Origin of the sequence: Microbacterium canaveralium (assembly GCF_047238045.1) — a bacterium.
GTDB lineage: Bacteria > Actinomycetota > Actinomycetes > Actinomycetales > Microbacteriaceae > Microbacterium.
Genome location: NZ_JBDFMA010000003.1, coordinates 1,068,714 through 1,084,417, shown reverse-complemented (window position 1 = coordinate 1,084,417; position 15,704 = coordinate 1,068,714). Strand labels below are relative to the sequence as shown.

Sequence of the window (15,704 nt, the reverse complement as noted above, 5' to 3'; positions counted from 1 at the left end):
CGAGCATGGTCTGAAGAGGCGGGCCCGAACCCGCCGCAGCCACGACGAGGAGGCACCCGTGAAGAAGTTCGTCAACGATCCGGCCGACGTGCTGGCGGAAGCCCTGCGAGGGATCCACGCCGCTCATCCCGAGCTTCGTATCGACACCGAGAACCGCGTCATCCTGCGCGGAGAACCCACTCGTGAAGGGAAGGTCGCGCTCGTCTCCGGCGGCGGTTCGGGCCACGAGCCGATGCACGGTGGCTTCGTCGGGCGCGGCATGCTCGACGCCGCGGCCGCCGGTGAGGTGTTCACCTCCCCCACGCCCGATCAGGTGCTTGCGGCGACCCAGGCGGTGGATTCGGGTGCGGGCGTCCTGCACATCGTGAAGAACTACACCGGCGACGTGCTGAACTTCGAGATGGCCGCCGAACTGGCCGCCGCCGAGGGCGTGCGCGTCGAGTCCGTCGTCGTCGCCGACGACGTCGCCGTGCAGGACTCGACGTGGACCGCGGGCCGCCGCGGCACCGGCACGACGGTGATCCTCGAGAAGATCGTCGGCGCACTCGCCGAGGAAGGCGCCGACCTCGACGCCGTCGCGGCGCTGGCCCGACGCGTGTCCGAGGCGGGACGCTCCATGGGCGTCGCGCTCACCAGCTGCACCGTTCCCGCGGTGGGACACCCCACGTTCGACCTCCCCGAGGACGAGATGGAGGTCGGGGTGGGCATTCACGGCGAACCCGGCCGCAGCCGCGTCACGCTCGCCACCGCCCACGAGATCGCGAAGCTCATGGTCGACCCGATCGTGCACGACTTCGGTGACCCGGTGGGCCCCGCGATCGTGCTGCTCTCGGGCCTCGGTGGTACCCCGCTCATCGAGCAGTACCTCCTGTACGGCGAGATCGCACCGCTGCTCGCCGACGCCGGCGTCGAGGTCCAGCGGGTCCTCATCGGCGACTACATCACGAGCCTCGACATGGCGGGAGCGTCTCTCACCGTCGTGAAGGCGGACGAGGAGTTCCTGCGGCTCTGGGACGCCCCCGTCGTAACGCCCGGCCTGCGGTGGGGCGCATGAGCGGCGCCGTCTCGACCGACGACCTCCTCGCCTGGATCCGCGCGTTCCGGGATGCCGTCCAGGAGCACCGCGACGAGCTGACCGCCCTGGACTCCGCGATCGGCGATGCCGACCACGGCTCGAACATGGCGCGCGGCCTCGATGCGGTCGTCGCGAAGCTCGAGTCGCCGCCCGCATCGGCGGCGGAGCTGTTCAAGACCGTGGGCATGACGCTGGTGTCGTCGGTGGGCGGGGCCAGCGGCCCGCTGTACGGGACGTTCTTCCTGCGGATGGGCCCGGCGCTCGCGGACGGTGCGGATGCCTCCACCCTCGGGGCCGCGCTCCGGGCGGGCGCCGAGGGAGTGGTCGCGCGCGGCAAAGCCGAACTCGGCGACAAGACGATGGTGGACGCGCAGCTCCCCGCCCTCGCCGCGTGGGACGAGGCCGTCGCTTCCGGGGCGGATGCCGCCGGCGCTGCCGCGGCCGCCGCGGACGCGGCCACGAAGGCTCGCGATGCCACGGAACCGCTCGTGGCGAGGAAGGGGCGCGCGAGCTACCTCGGCGAGCGAAGCGCCGGACACATCGATCCCGGTGCCGCCTCGTCGGCCCTGCTGTTCCAGACGCTGAGTGACACGCTGGCGGCTCACGGGTGATCGGCATCGTCGCGGTTTCACACAGTCGTCCGCTCGCCGAGGCCGCGGTCGACCTGGCGCTGCGGATGGGCGGCGACGAGCCGCCCACGGTTCGCGTCGCCGCCGGCGGCCCCGACGGCGACCTCGGCACGGATGCCACGGCGGTCGCGGAGGCGCTGGACTCGGCGGATTCCGGAGACGGCGTGCTCGTCCTGATGGACCTCGGGTCGGCGCTGCTGAGCGCGGAGATGGCGCTCGAGTTCGCCACTTCGCCCGACCGCGTGGTCCTCAGCCCCGCGCCGTTCGTCGAGGGTCTCGTCGCCGCCGTCGTCACCGCGGCCGGGGGCGCGACGCTCGCACAGGTCGCCGCCGAGGTCGCGGGCGCCGCCGACGCGAAGCGGCGCCAGCTGGGCGGCGGCGCAGACGACGCGCCGGCCCCCGCCCCGGCGACGGACCCTGCCGGCGAGATCTCGTTCGAGACGACGGTCATCAACCCGTCCGGCCTGCACGCCCGACCCGCAGCCACCTTCGTCAAGGCGGTATCCCGGTACGACGCCGACGTGCAGATCACCGAAGTGGGCGGCGAGTCCCCCGCCGTTTCCGCGCGAAGCCTGCTGGCGCTGATGGCTCTCGGGATCCGTCAGGGGACACGGGTCCGAGTGACCGCGACCGGGCCGGAGGCTCGCCCAGCGCTGGACGAGCTGCGCAAGCTCATCGACGAAGGCTTCGGCGAGGTCTGAGCAGCCGGCGTCCGTTCAGCGGGTCACGCTGAGCAGACGCCGGGCGAGCGCCTCTTCGACGACGAGCTCGGTGATGAGGCCCGCGGCCAGCGCACCGCGGAGGGCGGTCAGCTTGGACAGGCTCGAGACGACGCAGAACCGGCGCGGGATGCGGCGCACAGTGTCGAGGTCGGGTCCGCTGGAGCGCGCGTTGAGCTCGGGGATGTCCCACGACCCGTCGACGCGGTAGAACACCGTCGCGCAGTCCCCGACGACGCCTTCGCGCTCGAGGATCGCGCGGTCGTGCTCGTCGAAGTAGTCGCCGCTGTAGACGTGCGAGGGGACGTCGGCGTGGGGCGATCCGAGACCGAAGACGAAGAGGCCGACCCGCTGCTGGATCTCCAGCACCGACCGAACCGACCGCTCCCGCCACATCGCCTGCTTCGTGCGCGGGTCGTCGAACAGCGCGGGGACCGGGAATTGGTGCACGGATGACGACCACGCGGACCCCAGCCGAGAGAGGATCTCGCCCGCGTACGGGATGCCGGACGTCCGGAGGTTGGCCGCGCCGTTCATCTGAACGATGTGGGTGTCGTGCACATCCTTCGCCGGGACGTGGCGCGCGATGGCCGACAGCGTCGACCCCCACGCGATGCCGATCGTCATCGAGGACTCGATGCGTTCCGCGAGGATTCGCGCCGCCGTCAGCGCGGTCCGCTCGAGACGTTCGGCCTCGGAGGTCCGTGCCGGGGTCGGCACGACGTGAGCGGTGATGCCGAAGCGGTCGGCGATGCGCTGGGCCATCTGTCCGCGGGCGTCGTCCGGCGGGCTGATCGAGATCGTGACGAGCCCGACGTCGCGGGCATGCTGGAGCAGCCGGGATACGGAGGATCGCGAAACGCGCATCTCGTGGGCGATGGCATCCATCGTCAAGTCCTGCATGTAGTAGAGCTGCGCGGCGCGCAGCGCGTCGCGCGAACGCTCTTCGGTCTGGGTCGTCATGCCCGCCCTTTCTTCGCGTTGCCCATTCTGCACGTTTGTTCAAGGGGCTTGCAACAACGTGCAGCGGCGCGCATTCTTTTCGTCGTACTCCTACGAAAGGTCGCAGTCGACATGTCGTCCCCCTCTTCTTCACTTCGCGCCGATGTCCAGGCGCTCCGTGACGCCGAAGACCTCGACGTCCTCATCATCGGAGGGGGCATCAACGGCCTCGCCACTCTCCGCGATCTCGCCCTCCAGGGCGTGAAGGTCGCCCTCGTCGAGCGCGGCGACTTCGTTTCCGGCGCGTCGTCGGCATCCAGCCACATGGTGCACGGCGGCATCCGGTACCTCGAGAACGGCGAGTTCCGCCTGGTGAAGGAAGCGGTCACCGAGCGCAACGATCTGCTCAAGACGGCGCCCCACTACGTCAAGCCGCTGGAAACGACCATCCCGATCTACAAGACGTTCTCGGGCATTCTGTCCGCCCCGTTCCGGCTACTGGTGACCCACGGTCGCGGCAAGCCCAGTGAGCGCGGCGCTCTGCTCATCAAAGTCGGCCTGATCATGTACGACACCTTCTCGCGCGACGGCGGCTCGGTCCCGCGTCACAAATTCCTCGGCAAGAAGAAGTCGCTCGCCGAACTCCCCCGCCTGAACCCCGACCTCGCTTACACCGCCACCTACTTCGACGCCTCGATGCACGACCCCGAGCGCATCGCGCTCGACGTCCTGCACGACGGGATCGTCGCCGGCGGTGGCCGCACCCAGGCCGTCAACTACGTCTCGGCCGTCGGTGCCGACGAGAACGGCGTGCGTGTTCGCGACGAGGTCTCGGGCGAGGAGTTCTCGGTCGCGGCCAAGGTCATCCTCAACACCTCGGGCCCGTGGACCGACCTCACCAACGGCGCGCTGGGTCTGGACACCCAGTTCATGGGCGGCACCAAGGGGTCGCACATCGTGCTCGACAACCCCGAACTGCTCGCCGCCACCGGTGGCCGCGAGATCTTCTTCGAGCACTCCGACGGTCGCATCGTTCTCATCTACCCGCTGAAGGACCGCGTCCTCGTCGGCACCACCGACATCGACGCCGACCCGTCGACGCCGGTCGTGTGCACCGATGACGAGATCGAGTACTTCTTCGACCTCATCGGTCACGTGTTCCCCACGGTGTCCGTCGACCGCTCGCAGATCGTCTACACCTTCTCCGGCATCCGCCCGCTCCCCCGCCACGACGACACGGCACCCGGGTTCGTCTCGCGTGACTACCGCATCGTCGACGACGAGATCGGCGACACCCCGGCGATGAGCCTCGTCGGCGGCAAGTGGACGACGTTCCGCGCGCTCGCCGAGCACCTCAGCATGAAGACGCTGCAGAAGCTCCGCCGCCCGCACCGCGTCAGCACCCAGGGACTCGCCATCGGCGGAGGCAAGGGCTTCCCCACCTCCCGCGCGGAACGGCAGCGGTGGGTCGCCGCGCGCACGAATGCTCACTCCGCCGAGCTCGTGGATGCCATGCTCAAGCGCTATGGCACCCGCGCCGACGCGATCCTCGCGGTCCTGCCCGCCGACCCCACCGCTCTGGAGAGCGCCCCGGGTTACTACCGCGAAGAGCTGGTCTGGATCGCCGAGCACGAGCAGGTCGTCCACCTGATCGACGTGCTGCTGCGCCGGACCCACCTCGCCTTCGTCGGCGGGATGACCGAGCGCACGCTGCGCGAAGTCGCGGAGGCCGTCGCTGGACCGCTGGGCTGGGATGCCGCGCGGATCGACGAGGAGATCGCCACGGCGACCGCGTCGCTGCGGAACGCTCACCGCGTGGATCTCGCCGAGGCCGGAGTCGCCCGAATCTGAGAGAACGTGCGGGCGCGCCGTCTGTTGCGCGCCCGCACGGCGGTCATACATTCGGGTTACCGAGCCGCGAAACGTCCGAGCCGATGGCGGCCGGGCACAACAGAAAGGTCGATGACGACATGCAAGAAGTGAATCTGGGGCTGTACTTCCTCTCGGAGGTCGTCGGCACCGCCATGCTGATCCTGCTGGGTTGCGGCGTGGTCGCCAACGTGGCGCTGGCCAAGACCAAGGGCAATGCCGGCGGATTCCTGATGGTGAACTGGGGGTGGGGTCTCGCCGTCTTCGCCGGCGTGATCGTGTCGGCGTACTCCGGCGCTCAGCTGAACCCCGCCGTCTCCATCGGACTCCTTGTCGCCGGAAAGATCAGCTTCGTCCAGTTCCTCATCGCGGTTGCCGCGCAGTTGATCGGCGCCATCGTGGGCGCCGTGCTCGCCTGGGCCTCGTACAAGCAGCACTTCGACGGAGAGCCCGACCCGGCCGCCAAGCTGGGCGTCTTCTCCACCGGGCCCGCCATCCGTTCGTACGGTTGGAACCTCCTCACCGAGATCATCGCGACCTTCGTCCTGGTCTTCGTGATCTTCGGGTTCGCCGACTACGGCGTCGCCGACATCGGCGTCCCGGGCGGCATCGGTGGTCTTGCCGCCGTGCCGGTCGCGCTCCTGGTGGTCGGTATCGGCGCCTCTCTCGGTGGTCCCACCGGTTACGCGATCAACCCCGCCCGTGACCTCGGACCCCGCATCGCCCACGCGATCCTCCCCATCAAGGGCAAGGGCTCGAGCGACTGGGGCTACTCGTGGGTGCCGGTCGTCGGTCCCCTCGTCGGCGGTCTCCTCGCGGGCCTGCTGGCCCCGGTCCTCCTCAGCCTCGGCAAGTAATCCTCCGCGGGGGCGTCGGTACGGCGCCCCCGCTCCTCTTCCCCTCCCGTCCACCATCTCCACCCACTGACAAAGGAGTCCTCCATGGCCGACTACGTCCTCGCCATCGACCAGGGCACGACCTCGACGCGCGCGATGATCTTCAACAAGTCCGGCGGCGTCGTGTCCGTCGGACAGAAGGAGCACGAGCAGATCTTCCCCAAGGCCGGGTGGGTCGAGCACGACCCGCTCGAGATCTGGCGCAACACCCAGGAAGTCATCGGCCTGGCCTTGAGCCGCGCCGACATCACCCGTCACGACATCGCCGCCGTCGGCATCACCAACCAGCGCGAGACCGCGGTGGTCTGGGACAAGAACACCGGCAAGCCCGTCTACAACGCCATCGTGTGGCAGGACACCCGCACGCAGTCGATCGTCGACCGCCTCGCCGACGGCGACGTCGAGCGCTACAAGAGCATCGTGGGTCTGCCGCTGGCGACCTACTTCTCGGGCACCAAGATCGTCTGGATCCTCGAGAACGTCGAGGGCGCTCGCGAGAAGGCCGAGTCCGGCGACCTGATCTTCGGCACCACCGACGCCTGGGTGCTGTGGAACCTCACCGGCGGCATCGACGGCGGCGTGCACGCGACCGACGTCACCAACGCCAGCCGGACGCTCTTCATGGACCTCGAGACCCTGCAGTGGCGCGACGACATCCTCGCCGACTTCGGTGTCCCGCGCTCGATGATGCCCGAGATCCGCTCCTCCTCCGAGGTCTACGGGACCGTCGAGTCCTCCTCGCTGCTGCGTGAGACCCCCGTGGCCGGAATCCTGGGCGACCAGCAGGCCGCGACCTTCGGTCAGGCGGCTTACGATCCGGGCGAGAGCAAGAACACCTACGGCACGGGCAACTTCCTCATCTTCCAGACCGGCGAGGAGATCGTCCGCTCGAAGAACGGCCTGCTCACCACGCTCGGTTACAAGCTGGGAGACGGTCCGGCGCACTACGCGCTGGAGGGTTCGATCGCCGTCACCGGCTCGCTGATCCAGTGGCTGCGCGACCAGCTGGGGATCATTTCGTCGGCGCCCGAGGTCGAGGCCCTGGCCCGCACGGTCGACGACAACGGCGGCGTGTACTTCGTGCCGGCATTCTCCGGTCTGTTCGCTCCGTACTGGCGTCCCGACGCGCGCGGCGCGATCGTCGGTATGACGCGATTCGTCAACAAGGGCCACATCGCCCGAGCGGCTCTGGAGGCCACCGCCTTCCAGACGCGCGAAGTGCTCGAGGCCGTCAACGCCGACTCCGGCGTCGACCTCACCGAGCTCAAGGTCGACGGCGGCATGACCGCCAACGACGAGCTGATGCAGTTCCAGGCCGACATCCTCGGCGTCCCCGTCGTGCGTCCGGTCGTCGCCGAGACCACCGCCCTCGGCGCTGCGTACGCCGCCGGCCTCGCCGTGGGCTTCTGGGACAACCTCGACGACCTCCGCGCCAACTGGCAGGAGGACAAGCGCTGGGAGCCCGACATGGACTCCGACGAGCGCGACCGTCAGCTGCGCCTGTGGAAGAAGGCCGTCACCAAGTCGATGGACTGGGTCGACGACGACGTGCGCTGAGCCCATCCAGGAACACCGGAACCCCGTCGGCATCGCGCCGGCGGGGTTCCGTCGTTTCCCGGAGGTGCGGCATCCGGATGCCGAGTCACCGCGACGGCTTGGGGAAGGCCGCGCGCACCGCGTCCGACTGCAAGTAGTCCGAGACGCCGATCAGGAGGATGGCGAAGAGGATCTGCTCGGTCACCACCCAGAAGGGGTAGAGACCGGGGATCGCCGCGAGGACGAGCGCCACGATCGGGAAGATGCGGCTGAACAGCTGCAAGCGCCGGAACGCCCAGTACCAGCCCGCGCGCGCCCGCCAGAGGAAGTAGAACAGCGTCGTGGTGATGCCGAGCACGACGAGGCACCGCATCCACACCGCGAATCCGACGTCGTCCCCGCCGACGGTCATGACCGCGGCGACCACGATCGTGGCGACCCCCAGCAGGAACCCGGCGGCGAGCAGGATCGTCACGGCGTGGAAAGCACGGCGCACGCGGGGATCCTCGGACGGGGGGACACGGTGGTCGGCCTGACGTCCTCCGGCAAGGCGGTCCAGACGTCGCAGAGCGGGTTCGAGCTGCATGGGCTCACTGTACGACGCGGCCCGCGGGCGTCGACTCAGGCGGCCGTGACCACCGGCTCGTGGCGCACCGGGAAGTTCACCGAGTTCGCGATGAAGCACCACTCGCGCGCCTGGCGGTGCGCCGCGATCGCGGCCTCGACCATCGACTCGTCCGCGACGACCACCCGGGGCCGGAGCAGCACGTCGGTGAACGCTCCCCCGCCCTTCCCGTCCTCGACCATCGTCCCGGTGGCATCGTCGCTATAGGAAACGACGACCACACCGGTCGTCACGCACGCGTGCAGGTACGACAGGAGGTGGCACTCGCTGAGCGCCCCCAGCAGGAGCTCCTCCGGGTTCCACTTCGCCGGGTCTCCTCGGAACGGCTTGTCCGCCGAAGCCTCCAGCGGCGGCTTGCCGTCGACCTCCAGGGTGACCGCGCGGTCGTAGTCCCGATACCCGCTCGTCCCCGTTCCGCGGTCGCCGGCCCACGTGGCGTGCAGACGGTACTGGTGCTCTCCGATCATGCCTTCCATCCTGCCCTCTCCCGCGCCTCTCGGGCCGCCGGATACCATGGACGGATGCCTGCCACAGCCCCGGATGCCGTCGAACTCGCCGTCGTCGAACGCAGCGGATTCATCGAGTCGCGCCACCGCGGCTTCGCCGTGGTGCTGGCCCCCGACGGGTCCGAGCAGATCACTCTGGGGGACCCCACGGCGCCCCTCCTCCCCCGTTCGAGCATGAAGCCGCTCCAGGCTCTCGCGTGTCTGTCGGCGGGTGCCGACCTCGCCGGCGAGCGGCTCGCACTGTCCACGGCGAGCCACTCCGGTACCGACCGCCATGTCGAGGTCGCCCGCGGCATCCTCGAATCGGCCGGTCTGACGGAGGACGATCTGGGCTGCCCCGCGGCCTGGCCAGGCGACCCCCGCACGCGAGACGATCTCGTCCGCGACCACGGGGCTCCCTCCCCACTCCGCATGAACTGCTCGGGCAAGCACTCGGCGATGCTCCTCACGTGCGTCACGAACGGATGGCCGACAGCGGGCTACCTCGACCCGCAGCACCCGCTGCAGGTGCATATCCGCGAGGTCATCGAGCGCCTGGTCGGCGAGCGGATCACCACCACCGCCATCGACGGGTGCGGCGCGCCCGTCTACGCGATGAGTCTCATCGGCCTCGCCCGGGCCATCCAGCGCATCGCGACGTCCTCCGAGAGGTCGCCCTTCGCCCTCCACCGCAGTGCCGGTGCCCTCGTGCGCGCCGTCCGCGAGAATCCGTGGACCATCGACGGACCGGGTCTGCCCGACGCCGTCGTCATCGAGCGGCTCGGGGTCTTCGCGAAGAAGGGTGCCGAAGGCGTGCAGGTGATGACGGCACCGAACGGCACGACGGTCGCCCTCAAGATGCTCGACGGATCCAACCGCGCGGCGCACGCGGTCGCCCTTCGCCTGCTGGAGCGTGCCGGCGCCCTCGAGGCCTCGGCGGTCGCCGACGTGCTTCCCGCCCTGTCCCTCGAGGTGCTCGGCGGCGGTCAGCCGGTCGGCGTCATCCGGGCCGTGGCCTGATCCCCCCGGCCGATCGGCGGATGCGCGACCGGCGCGACGGCCGTCAGATGCCGCCGTCGACCGACCGCGGGTAGGCGATCGGCTCCTCGGGCACGAGGACCTCGGTGTCGCGGTTGAGGCTCTCGCCGCGGAAGAACGGCTTCGACCGCGGGAACGCGTACAAGAGCACCATCAGCACGACGCCGATCGCGAGCGAGCCGATTCCCAGGACGAACGTGCCGCCGATACCGAACAGGACCGTGTAACCGTACTCGGGGTCGTACATGTCGATGGCCGACTGCACGAAGGCGTAGGTCAGCATCAGCGCGCCCAGCAGGGGCAGGATGCCGCGGTACACGAGGTTCCGAGCCGACGTGAACAGCTCACGGCGGAAGTACCAGACGCAGGCATACCCCGTGATCGCGTAATAGAACGCGATCGCGAGACCGAGAGACAGGATCGAGTCCTGCAGGATGTTGTCGCTGATGAGCGTCATGCCGATGTAGTAGATGCTTGCGACGATGCCCATCACCAGCGTCGAGAACGACGGCGTGTGGAACCGCGGGTGCACCGTGCTGAAGCGTGCCGGCAGTGCCTTGTAGGCGGCCATGGCGAGCGTCCCACGCGCCGTCGGGAGGATGGTCGTCTGGGTCGAGGAGACCGCCGAGATGAGCACCGCGATGACGAGGATCCAGCCGAAGGGCCCGAAGAGACCGTCCTTCAACGCGAGGAACACGTCGTCGGCGTTGTCGGCGTTGGCCAGCCCCGTCCCGTCCTCGCCGACCCCGGCGTACATCATCGCCGCCACCGTCACCGAGACGTAGGTGCCGAGCAGGATGACGGTCGTCAGCAGGGCCGCGCGCCCCGGGATGCGCTTGGGGTCCTTCGTCTCCTCGTTGAGGGCGAGGCAGGTGTCCCACCCCCAGTAGATGAACAGGGCCAGCAGGACCGCCTCGGTGAATCCGCTCCAGTCGGTGAAGCCGAGAGGGTTGAACCAGGCGAAGTCGAACGGCGTCGGGTTCGGCGCCGTGCCGTCGAAGAACTTCCACAGCGCCACGATGACGAACAGCGCCAGCACGAGGTACTGCACCCCGAGCAGGATGTTCTGGATACGCTCGCCGATCTCGACGCCGCGGTAGCTGACGTACGTCATGGCAGCGATGAAGGCGACGCCCGTGGCGGTCACGAGCGGCACGTTCTCGGCGAGGGATCCGTCGCCGATCAGCGTCCACAGGTAGATGCCCGCGATCTGCGCCAGGTTGGCGAGAACCACCATTCCGGCCACCGCGACGCCCCAGCCGCCCATCCATCCCACCCAGGGGCCGAATGCCTTCGTGCCCCACGTGAACGTGGTCCCGCAATCGGGGACGGCGTTGTTCAGCTCGCGGTACGCGAACGCGATGAAAAGCATCGGGATGAACGCGATGACGAACGCGATCGGGGCGGAGGCGCCCACGGCGAGCACCACGAAACCGAGTGTCGCCACGAGCGAATACACCGGCGCGGTGGAGGCGAGGCCGATGACGGTCGAGCCCCAGAGGCCCAAGGTACCTGCGGCGAGGCCTTTGCCGGCCGTCCGTTCGGGTGCGGTGGTCATGTGCTGAACGTAGGAGCAGCGATGCTCCCCGGTCAAGTTCCGCCTTCTCAGGCGGCGCGGCGGGCGACGTCGAGCACGACGATGGTGATGTTGTCGCGGCCGCCGTTTTCAAGAGCCGCAGCCATCATGGCCTCGACCGCCGCGGCGGGGTCGGGATTCGCCTCGAGGAAATGGCGGATGCCGAAATCGGTGAGTTCTTTCGTCAATCCATCTGAGCAGATGACGAAGCGGTCGCCGTCGAGCACCTCGAGTCGCAGGTAATCGGGCTTGACACTGTCGCTCGGACCGACGGCGCGCGTGATCACATTGCCGTACGGGTGGTTCTCGGCCTCTTCCGGGCTCAGCCGTCCGGCGGCGATGAGCTCCTGAACGACCGAGTGGTCGGTGGTGATCTGGACGATGTCGTCATCGCGCAGCAAATACACCCGCGAGTCGCCGATGTTCAACGTCACCCAGTGCGGCTCGTCCGACCCCACTTCGAGGTAGACGCCCGTCAGAGTCGTGCCCGTGCCCTCATCGGTGGTCTCGGGGTGCGCGACGATGTCCTTCACCGCGCGGGCGAGTGCCTTCTCGATGTTCTTCGGGGAGACCGACCCGCCCTCGACGACCGCGCGCAGACGATCGACCGTGCTCGCGCTCGCGATCTCGCCACCGAGGTGGCCGCCCATGCCGTCGGCGACGACGAACAGCGGGAACTCCGCGAGCACCGCGTCCTGGTTGACCTCGCGGCGCTTACCGGTATCGGTGATCGCCGCCCAGGAGAGGTCGAGCGCCCCGTCCGTCAGCGGAACAGTACGCGTATGCGTGGTCACCTCGGGCACGAACAGATCCTCCGGTTGGCCGACATCTTCGCCGGCGGAACCGCGCGGCCCTGTCATCCTAGTCGACGCGCGGACGCTGCCCCCGGATGCCACGGGCGCGGCGACGTCGGCGGCGAGACGACGATGAGCTCCTCGCGGCGCGAGGAGCTCATCGTTGCGGTCAGACCTGCGGGCCCGCCGGGGGCGGCGGCGTCGGCCCGGCCGGGGGTGCCGGCGGAGGCGGCGTGGGGCCCGCGGCCGGCGGAGCCTGCGGCGGGGTGTAGGGCTGAGCGGGCGGCGCGTAGCCCGTGGGCGGACCCGCCGGGCCGCCGGGGGTCGATCCCTGCAATTGCTGGTCCGGCTGCACCGGGATGCCGCTCCAGACGGTCTTGTCGGCGAGGAAGGTGTTCGCCCACGGCGACGGGCGGATCGCCGGGTTCCACGGCGACGAGCCGAAGGCGAGGATGCCGAGCCAGATGAGATATCCCACGCCCGGGATGAGCCAGAGGAGGAGGTACGGCCAGTCCTTGCCGAACTTCAGGCCGAGACGGTAGCCGAACATGACCGCCGCGGCGACACCGGCGAGACCGATGATCCATCCGATGATCGGGATGTTCACCAGCACGCTCGAGGCGACGATGGCGATCAGGTAGACCCAGGGCGAGAGATCGCCCAGCTTCGCGGCGACGAGGGCGTTGTAGACGGGCACCCACGCGCGCCACTTGCCCTCGACCCCAGCCTTCTCGAACACCTTCATCAGCAGGAAGGCGGAGATGACGTATCCCGCCAGGGCGAAGATCAGCAGGATGGGCAGGAGGACGAGGAAGAACGCCAAGGCCCCGAAGGCGCCGCTGCCGTCGTCGTAGTAATAGGAGTCACCCATGTGAGTTCCCTTTCAGGATGAACACGACGCGACGTCCGCGCGTGCTATGCGTCTCACATGTTAGCGAAGCTGAATGTTCGCTGATAGACCCCTTGCGGCGACCTCAGACGACCAGTTCCATCTCGCGCTCCGCGCTCTCGCGCAGGACCAGCCCCGCCGTCCGCGCCCAGGCCAGGAGATCGGACCGGGACCGGACACCGGCCTCGGTCCGCGCGAGCAGACGGACGAGCTCGCCCTTGGCCTTCTTGTTGAAGTGGTTGAGTGCGCGTGCCGCGCCGTCGGCGCCCTCGGACACCACGCGGACGTAGACGCCGTCCACGCCCGCGGGTAGCGGCCCCAGCGCGGCGTACGCCTCCGAGCGCAGATCGAGGACGAAATCGGGCGCGGCCTGGTGAAGGGCCGCGGACACGGCATCGGCCCACACCCGCCGAAGGGGCGGGAGCCCCGGAACCGAGGTGGATGCGGCGAGCCGATAGGCGGGGATACCGTCGAGCGCCCCCACGGGACCGAAGGGCGCCGAGTGGATGAGGACGTGACGCCCTACCCACGCGCGCGCGGGCACGTCGAGCGTGTCGGCGGCGAGGGCGTCGAAGAGCACCCCCGTGTACCGGTCGAGGGCGGGCAGGGTGGGCGCGGTACGCAACGCGGCGTTGTCCGCGACCTCGTGCAGGCGGCGCGCGCTGAGCTTGAGCACGCGCGCGGATGCCTCCGCGTCAGCGCTCAGAGCGACCAGTCCCTCGACGACCTGCTCGCGGGGCGAGCGGAGCGACGGCAGAGCGAGCGCTCCGAGATCGAGCGGGGCACCGTCACCGCCGGGGCGTTTGGTTTCGGAAGGGGGCAGGAGAACCAGCATGCGACCTCGGGGGAACGAACGACGCGCGCCACCCGGCGAACCGGGCGACGCGCGTCGAAGAGGAGTGTGTCAGACCAGAGATGCGTGACCGGCGACGATCGTCAGTTCGTCGCCCGCCATGGACAGGAACCCGTCCTCCGCGTTCGCGAGGATCTTGTTCCCGTCGACACCCGTGATGCGCACCTCGCCCTGGGCGAGGATCGCGAGCACGGGCTCGTGTCCCTGCATGAAGCCGATCTCGCCCTCGACCGTCTTGGCGACGACGAGCGATGCCTCACCGGTCCAGACCTCGGCGTCGGCCGAGACGAGGTTCACGCGCAGCGGCATGTCAGCCGTTCTCCTTCTGGATCTGCGCCCACTTGGCCTCGACGTCGGAGATGCCGCCGACGTTGAAGAACGCCTGCTCGGCGACGTGGTCGAAGTCGCCCTTGACGATCGCGTCGAACGACTCGATGGTCTCCTTGATCGGGACCGTGGAGCCCTCGACGCCGGTGAACTTCTTGGCCATGTAGGTGTTCTGCGAGAGGAACTGCTGGATACGGCGCGCACGCGACACGACGATCTTGTCTTCCTCGGAGAGCTCGTCGACACCGAGGATCGCGATGATCTCCTGCAGTTCCTTGTTCTTCTGCAAGATCTGCTTCACCGACGTGGCCACACGGTAGTGGTCGGCACCGATGTAGCGCGGGTCGAGGATGCGGCTCGTGGAGGTGAGCGGGTCGATGGCCGGGTACAGACCCTTCGACGCGATCTCGCGCGAGAGCTCGGTCGTGGCATCCAGGTGGGCGAAGGTCGTCGCCGGAGCCGGGTCGGTGTAGTCGTCGGCGGGGACGTAGATCGCCTGCAGCGAGGTGATCGAGTGTCCGCGCGTCGAGGTGATGCGCTCCTGGAGCACACCCATCTCGTCGGCGAGGTTCGGCTGGTAACCCACGGCGGAGGGCATGCGGCCGAGGAGGGTGGACACCTCGGAGCCGGCCTGCGTGAAGCGGAAGATATTGTCGATGAAGAGCAGCACGTCCTGCTTCTGCACGTCGCGGAAGTACTCCGCCATCGTCAGAGCCGACAGCGCCACGCGCAGACGCGTCCCCGGCGGCTCGTCCATCTGGCCGAACACGAGGGCGGTCTTGTCGAAGACGCCCGCCTCTTCCATCTCGCCGATGAGGTCGTTGCCCTCACGGGTGCGCTCGCCGACACCGGCGAACACCGACACACCACCGTGGTCCTGCGCGACGCGCTGGATCATCTCCTGGATGAGGACGGTCTTGCCGACGCCCGCGCCGCCGAACAGACCGATCTTTCCACCCTGCACGTAGGGGGTCAGGAGGTCGATCGACTTGATGCCGGTCTCGAACATCTCGGTCTTGGACTCGAGCTGGTCGAAGCTGGGCGCCTTGCGGTGGATGCCCCAGCGCTCGGTGACCTCGATCGTCTCGCCCGGAGCAGCGTTGAGCACCTCACCGGTGACGTCGAAGACCTTGCCCTTGGTGACGTCTCCGACCGGGACTGAGATGGGTCCGCGGGTGTCGCGCACTTCCTGGCCGCGGACGATACCGTCGGTGGGCTTCAGGGCGATGGCGCGCACGAGGTCGTCGCCGAGGTGCTGAGCGACCTCGAGGGTGATCTCGGTGGAGGTGTCACCGATGGTGATGGTGGTCTTGAGGGCGTTGTAGATCTCGGGGATCGCGTCGTGCGGGAACTCGATGTCGACGACGGGCCCGGTGACACGCGCGACGCGGCCGACGACAGCCGCGTCGGTCTTCTCGGCGGTGAGGCTCATGGCTTCTTCTCTCCTTGGG

The 15,704-nt window shown here is 69.0% G+C and carries 16 protein-coding genes; 7 read left to right on the top strand and 9 right to left on the bottom strand.

The features are described 5' to 3' along the window. Positions 1-58 precede the first annotated feature (58 nt). The 3 genes from dhaK to dhaM are packed head-to-tail and all read left to right on the top strand — an operon-like array spanning position 59 to position 2,405. The gene (gene dhaK, locus ABC271_RS06035) at positions 59-1,054 is read left to right on the top strand and encodes a dihydroxyacetone kinase subunit DhaK (RefSeq protein ID WP_412923990.1); all 996 of its coding nucleotides are present in this window, start codon (positions 59-61) and stop codon (positions 1,052-1,054) included. Next, positions 1,051-1,686, top strand: coding sequence for a dihydroxyacetone kinase subunit DhaL (dhaL, locus tag ABC271_RS06030; protein WP_412923989.1), 636 nt, complete (start codon positions 1,051-1,053; stop codon positions 1,684-1,686). The genes dhaK and dhaL overlap by 4 nt, the downstream gene beginning before the upstream one ends. Then, positions 1,683-2,405, top strand: coding sequence for a dihydroxyacetone kinase phosphoryl donor subunit DhaM (dhaM, locus tag ABC271_RS06025; protein WP_412923988.1), 723 nt, complete (start codon positions 1,683-1,685; stop codon positions 2,403-2,405). Before dhaL ends, dhaM begins: the two co-directional genes overlap by 4 nt. A 15-nt stretch (positions 2,406-2,420) precedes the next feature. Here dhaM and ABC271_RS06020 read toward each other — a convergent pair whose 3' ends face one another. After that, entirely contained in the window at positions 2,421-3,386 is a 966-nt protein-coding gene (locus ABC271_RS06020) for a sugar-binding transcriptional regulator (protein ID WP_412923987.1), read from the bottom strand. A 111-nt stretch (positions 3,387-3,497) separates the two neighbouring features. Between ABC271_RS06020 and ABC271_RS06015 the strand changes: the two genes are divergently transcribed. From ABC271_RS06015 to glpK, 3 genes are all read left to right on the top strand, one after another. Beyond that, positions 3,498-5,216 carry a glycerol-3-phosphate dehydrogenase/oxidase gene (locus tag ABC271_RS06015; RefSeq protein ID WP_412923986.1) on the top strand — a complete coding sequence of 573 codons (1,719 nt, stop codon included), beginning with the start codon at positions 3,498-3,500 and terminating at the stop codon, positions 5,214-5,216. Between the two features lie 119 nt (positions 5,217-5,335). After that, positions 5,336-6,091, top strand: coding sequence for an MIP/aquaporin family protein (locus ABC271_RS06010; protein WP_412923985.1), 756 nt, complete (start codon positions 5,336-5,338; stop codon positions 6,089-6,091). A gap of 84 nt (positions 6,092-6,175) precedes the next feature. Continuing rightward, complete coding sequence (gene glpK, locus ABC271_RS06005) at positions 6,176-7,687, top strand: glycerol kinase GlpK (RefSeq protein ID WP_412923984.1); 1,512 nt, start codon at positions 6,176-6,178, stop codon at positions 7,685-7,687. 85 nt (positions 7,688-7,772) lie between these two features. On the opposite strand, the gene ABC271_RS06000 is transcribed toward glpK, so the two are convergent. Together ABC271_RS06000 and ABC271_RS05995 are read right to left on the bottom strand one after the other, a co-directional pair. Continuing rightward, positions 7,773-8,252 (bottom strand): hypothetical protein, encoded by a 480-nt coding sequence (locus ABC271_RS06000; RefSeq protein WP_412923983.1) that lies wholly within the window; start codon positions 8,250-8,252, stop codon positions 7,773-7,775. 35 nt (positions 8,253-8,287) lie between these two features. Continuing rightward, positions 8,288-8,758 carry an OsmC family protein gene (locus tag ABC271_RS05995; RefSeq protein ID WP_412923982.1) on the bottom strand — a complete coding sequence of 157 codons (471 nt, stop codon included), beginning with the start codon at positions 8,756-8,758 and terminating at the stop codon, positions 8,288-8,290. A gap of 54 nt (positions 8,759-8,812) precedes the next feature. Between ABC271_RS05995 and ABC271_RS05990 the strand changes: the two genes are divergently transcribed. Then, positions 8,813-9,796, top strand: coding sequence for an asparaginase (locus ABC271_RS05990; RefSeq protein ID WP_412923981.1), 984 nt, complete (start codon positions 8,813-8,815; stop codon positions 9,794-9,796). Between the two features lie 43 nt (positions 9,797-9,839). Here ABC271_RS05990 and ABC271_RS05985 read toward each other — a convergent pair whose 3' ends face one another. The 6 genes from ABC271_RS05985 to atpD all read right to left on the bottom strand — a co-directional run bounded on the left by ABC271_RS05985 (position 9,840) and on the right by atpD (position 15,685). Continuing rightward, positions 9,840-11,372: an APC family permease gene (locus ABC271_RS05985; protein ID WP_412923980.1), complete on the bottom strand. Its 1,533-nt coding sequence runs from the start codon at positions 11,370-11,372 to the stop codon at positions 9,840-9,842. Between the two features lie 47 nt (positions 11,373-11,419). Next, positions 11,420-12,193: a PP2C family protein-serine/threonine phosphatase gene (locus ABC271_RS05980; RefSeq protein WP_412923979.1), complete on the bottom strand. Its 774-nt coding sequence runs from the start codon at positions 12,191-12,193 to the stop codon at positions 11,420-11,422. Positions 12,194-12,353: 160 nt separating this feature from the next. Beyond that, positions 12,354-13,055, bottom strand: coding sequence for a large exoprotein (locus tag ABC271_RS05975; protein WP_412923978.1), 702 nt, complete (start codon positions 13,053-13,055; stop codon positions 12,354-12,356). Between the two features lie 103 nt (positions 13,056-13,158). Next, positions 13,159-13,908: a YaaA family protein gene (locus tag ABC271_RS05970; RefSeq protein WP_412923977.1), complete on the bottom strand. Its 750-nt coding sequence runs from the start codon at positions 13,906-13,908 to the stop codon at positions 13,159-13,161. A gap of 69 nt (positions 13,909-13,977) precedes the next feature. Next, complete coding sequence (locus ABC271_RS05965) at positions 13,978-14,235, bottom strand: F0F1 ATP synthase subunit epsilon (RefSeq protein WP_412923976.1); 258 nt, start codon at positions 14,233-14,235, stop codon at positions 13,978-13,980. A gap of 1 nt (position 14,236) precedes the next feature. Beyond that, positions 14,237-15,685, bottom strand: coding sequence for a F0F1 ATP synthase subunit beta (atpD, locus tag ABC271_RS05960; RefSeq protein WP_412923975.1), 1,449 nt, complete (start codon positions 15,683-15,685; stop codon positions 14,237-14,239). Positions 15,686-15,704: the final 19 nt, after the last annotated feature.

Coding starts and splice junctions, on each gene's coding strand:
- dhaL (WP_412923989.1), top strand. CDS start 1,051: ATGAGCGGCGCCGTCTCGACCGACGACCTCCTCGCCTGGATCCGCGCG.
- ABC271_RS06020 (WP_412923987.1), bottom strand. CDS start 3,386: ATGACGACCCAGACCGAAGAGCGTTCGCGCGACGCGCTGCGCGCCGCG.
- ABC271_RS06015 (WP_412923986.1), top strand. CDS start 3,498: ATGTCGTCCCCCTCTTCTTCACTTCGCGCCGATGTCCAGGCGCTCCGT.
- ABC271_RS06010 (WP_412923985.1), top strand. CDS start 5,336: ATGCAAGAAGTGAATCTGGGGCTGTACTTCCTCTCGGAGGTCGTCGGC.
- glpK (WP_412923984.1), top strand. CDS start 6,176: ATGGCCGACTACGTCCTCGCCATCGACCAGGGCACGACCTCGACGCGC.
- ABC271_RS06000 (WP_412923983.1), bottom strand. CDS start 8,252: ATGCAGCTCGAACCCGCTCTGCGACGTCTGGACCGCCTTGCCGGAGGA.
- ABC271_RS05995 (WP_412923982.1), bottom strand. CDS start 8,758: ATGATCGGAGAGCACCAGTACCGTCTGCACGCCACGTGGGCCGGCGAC.
- ABC271_RS05990 (WP_412923981.1), top strand. CDS start 8,813: ATGCCTGCCACAGCCCCGGATGCCGTCGAACTCGCCGTCGTCGAACGC.
- ABC271_RS05985 (WP_412923980.1), bottom strand. CDS start 11,372: ATGACCACCGCACCCGAACGGACGGCCGGCAAAGGCCTCGCCGCAGGT.
- ABC271_RS05975 (WP_412923978.1), bottom strand. CDS start 13,055: ATGGGTGACTCCTATTACTACGACGACGGCAGCGGCGCCTTCGGGGCC.
- ABC271_RS05970 (WP_412923977.1), bottom strand. CDS start 13,908: ATGCTGGTTCTCCTGCCCCCTTCCGAAACCAAACGCCCCGGCGGTGAC.
- ABC271_RS05965 (WP_412923976.1), bottom strand. CDS start 14,235: ATGCCGCTGCGCGTGAACCTCGTCTCGGCCGACGCCGAGGTCTGGACC.
- atpD (WP_412923975.1), bottom strand. CDS start 15,685: ATGAGCCTCACCGCCGAGAAGACCGACGCGGCTGTCGTCGGCCGCGTC.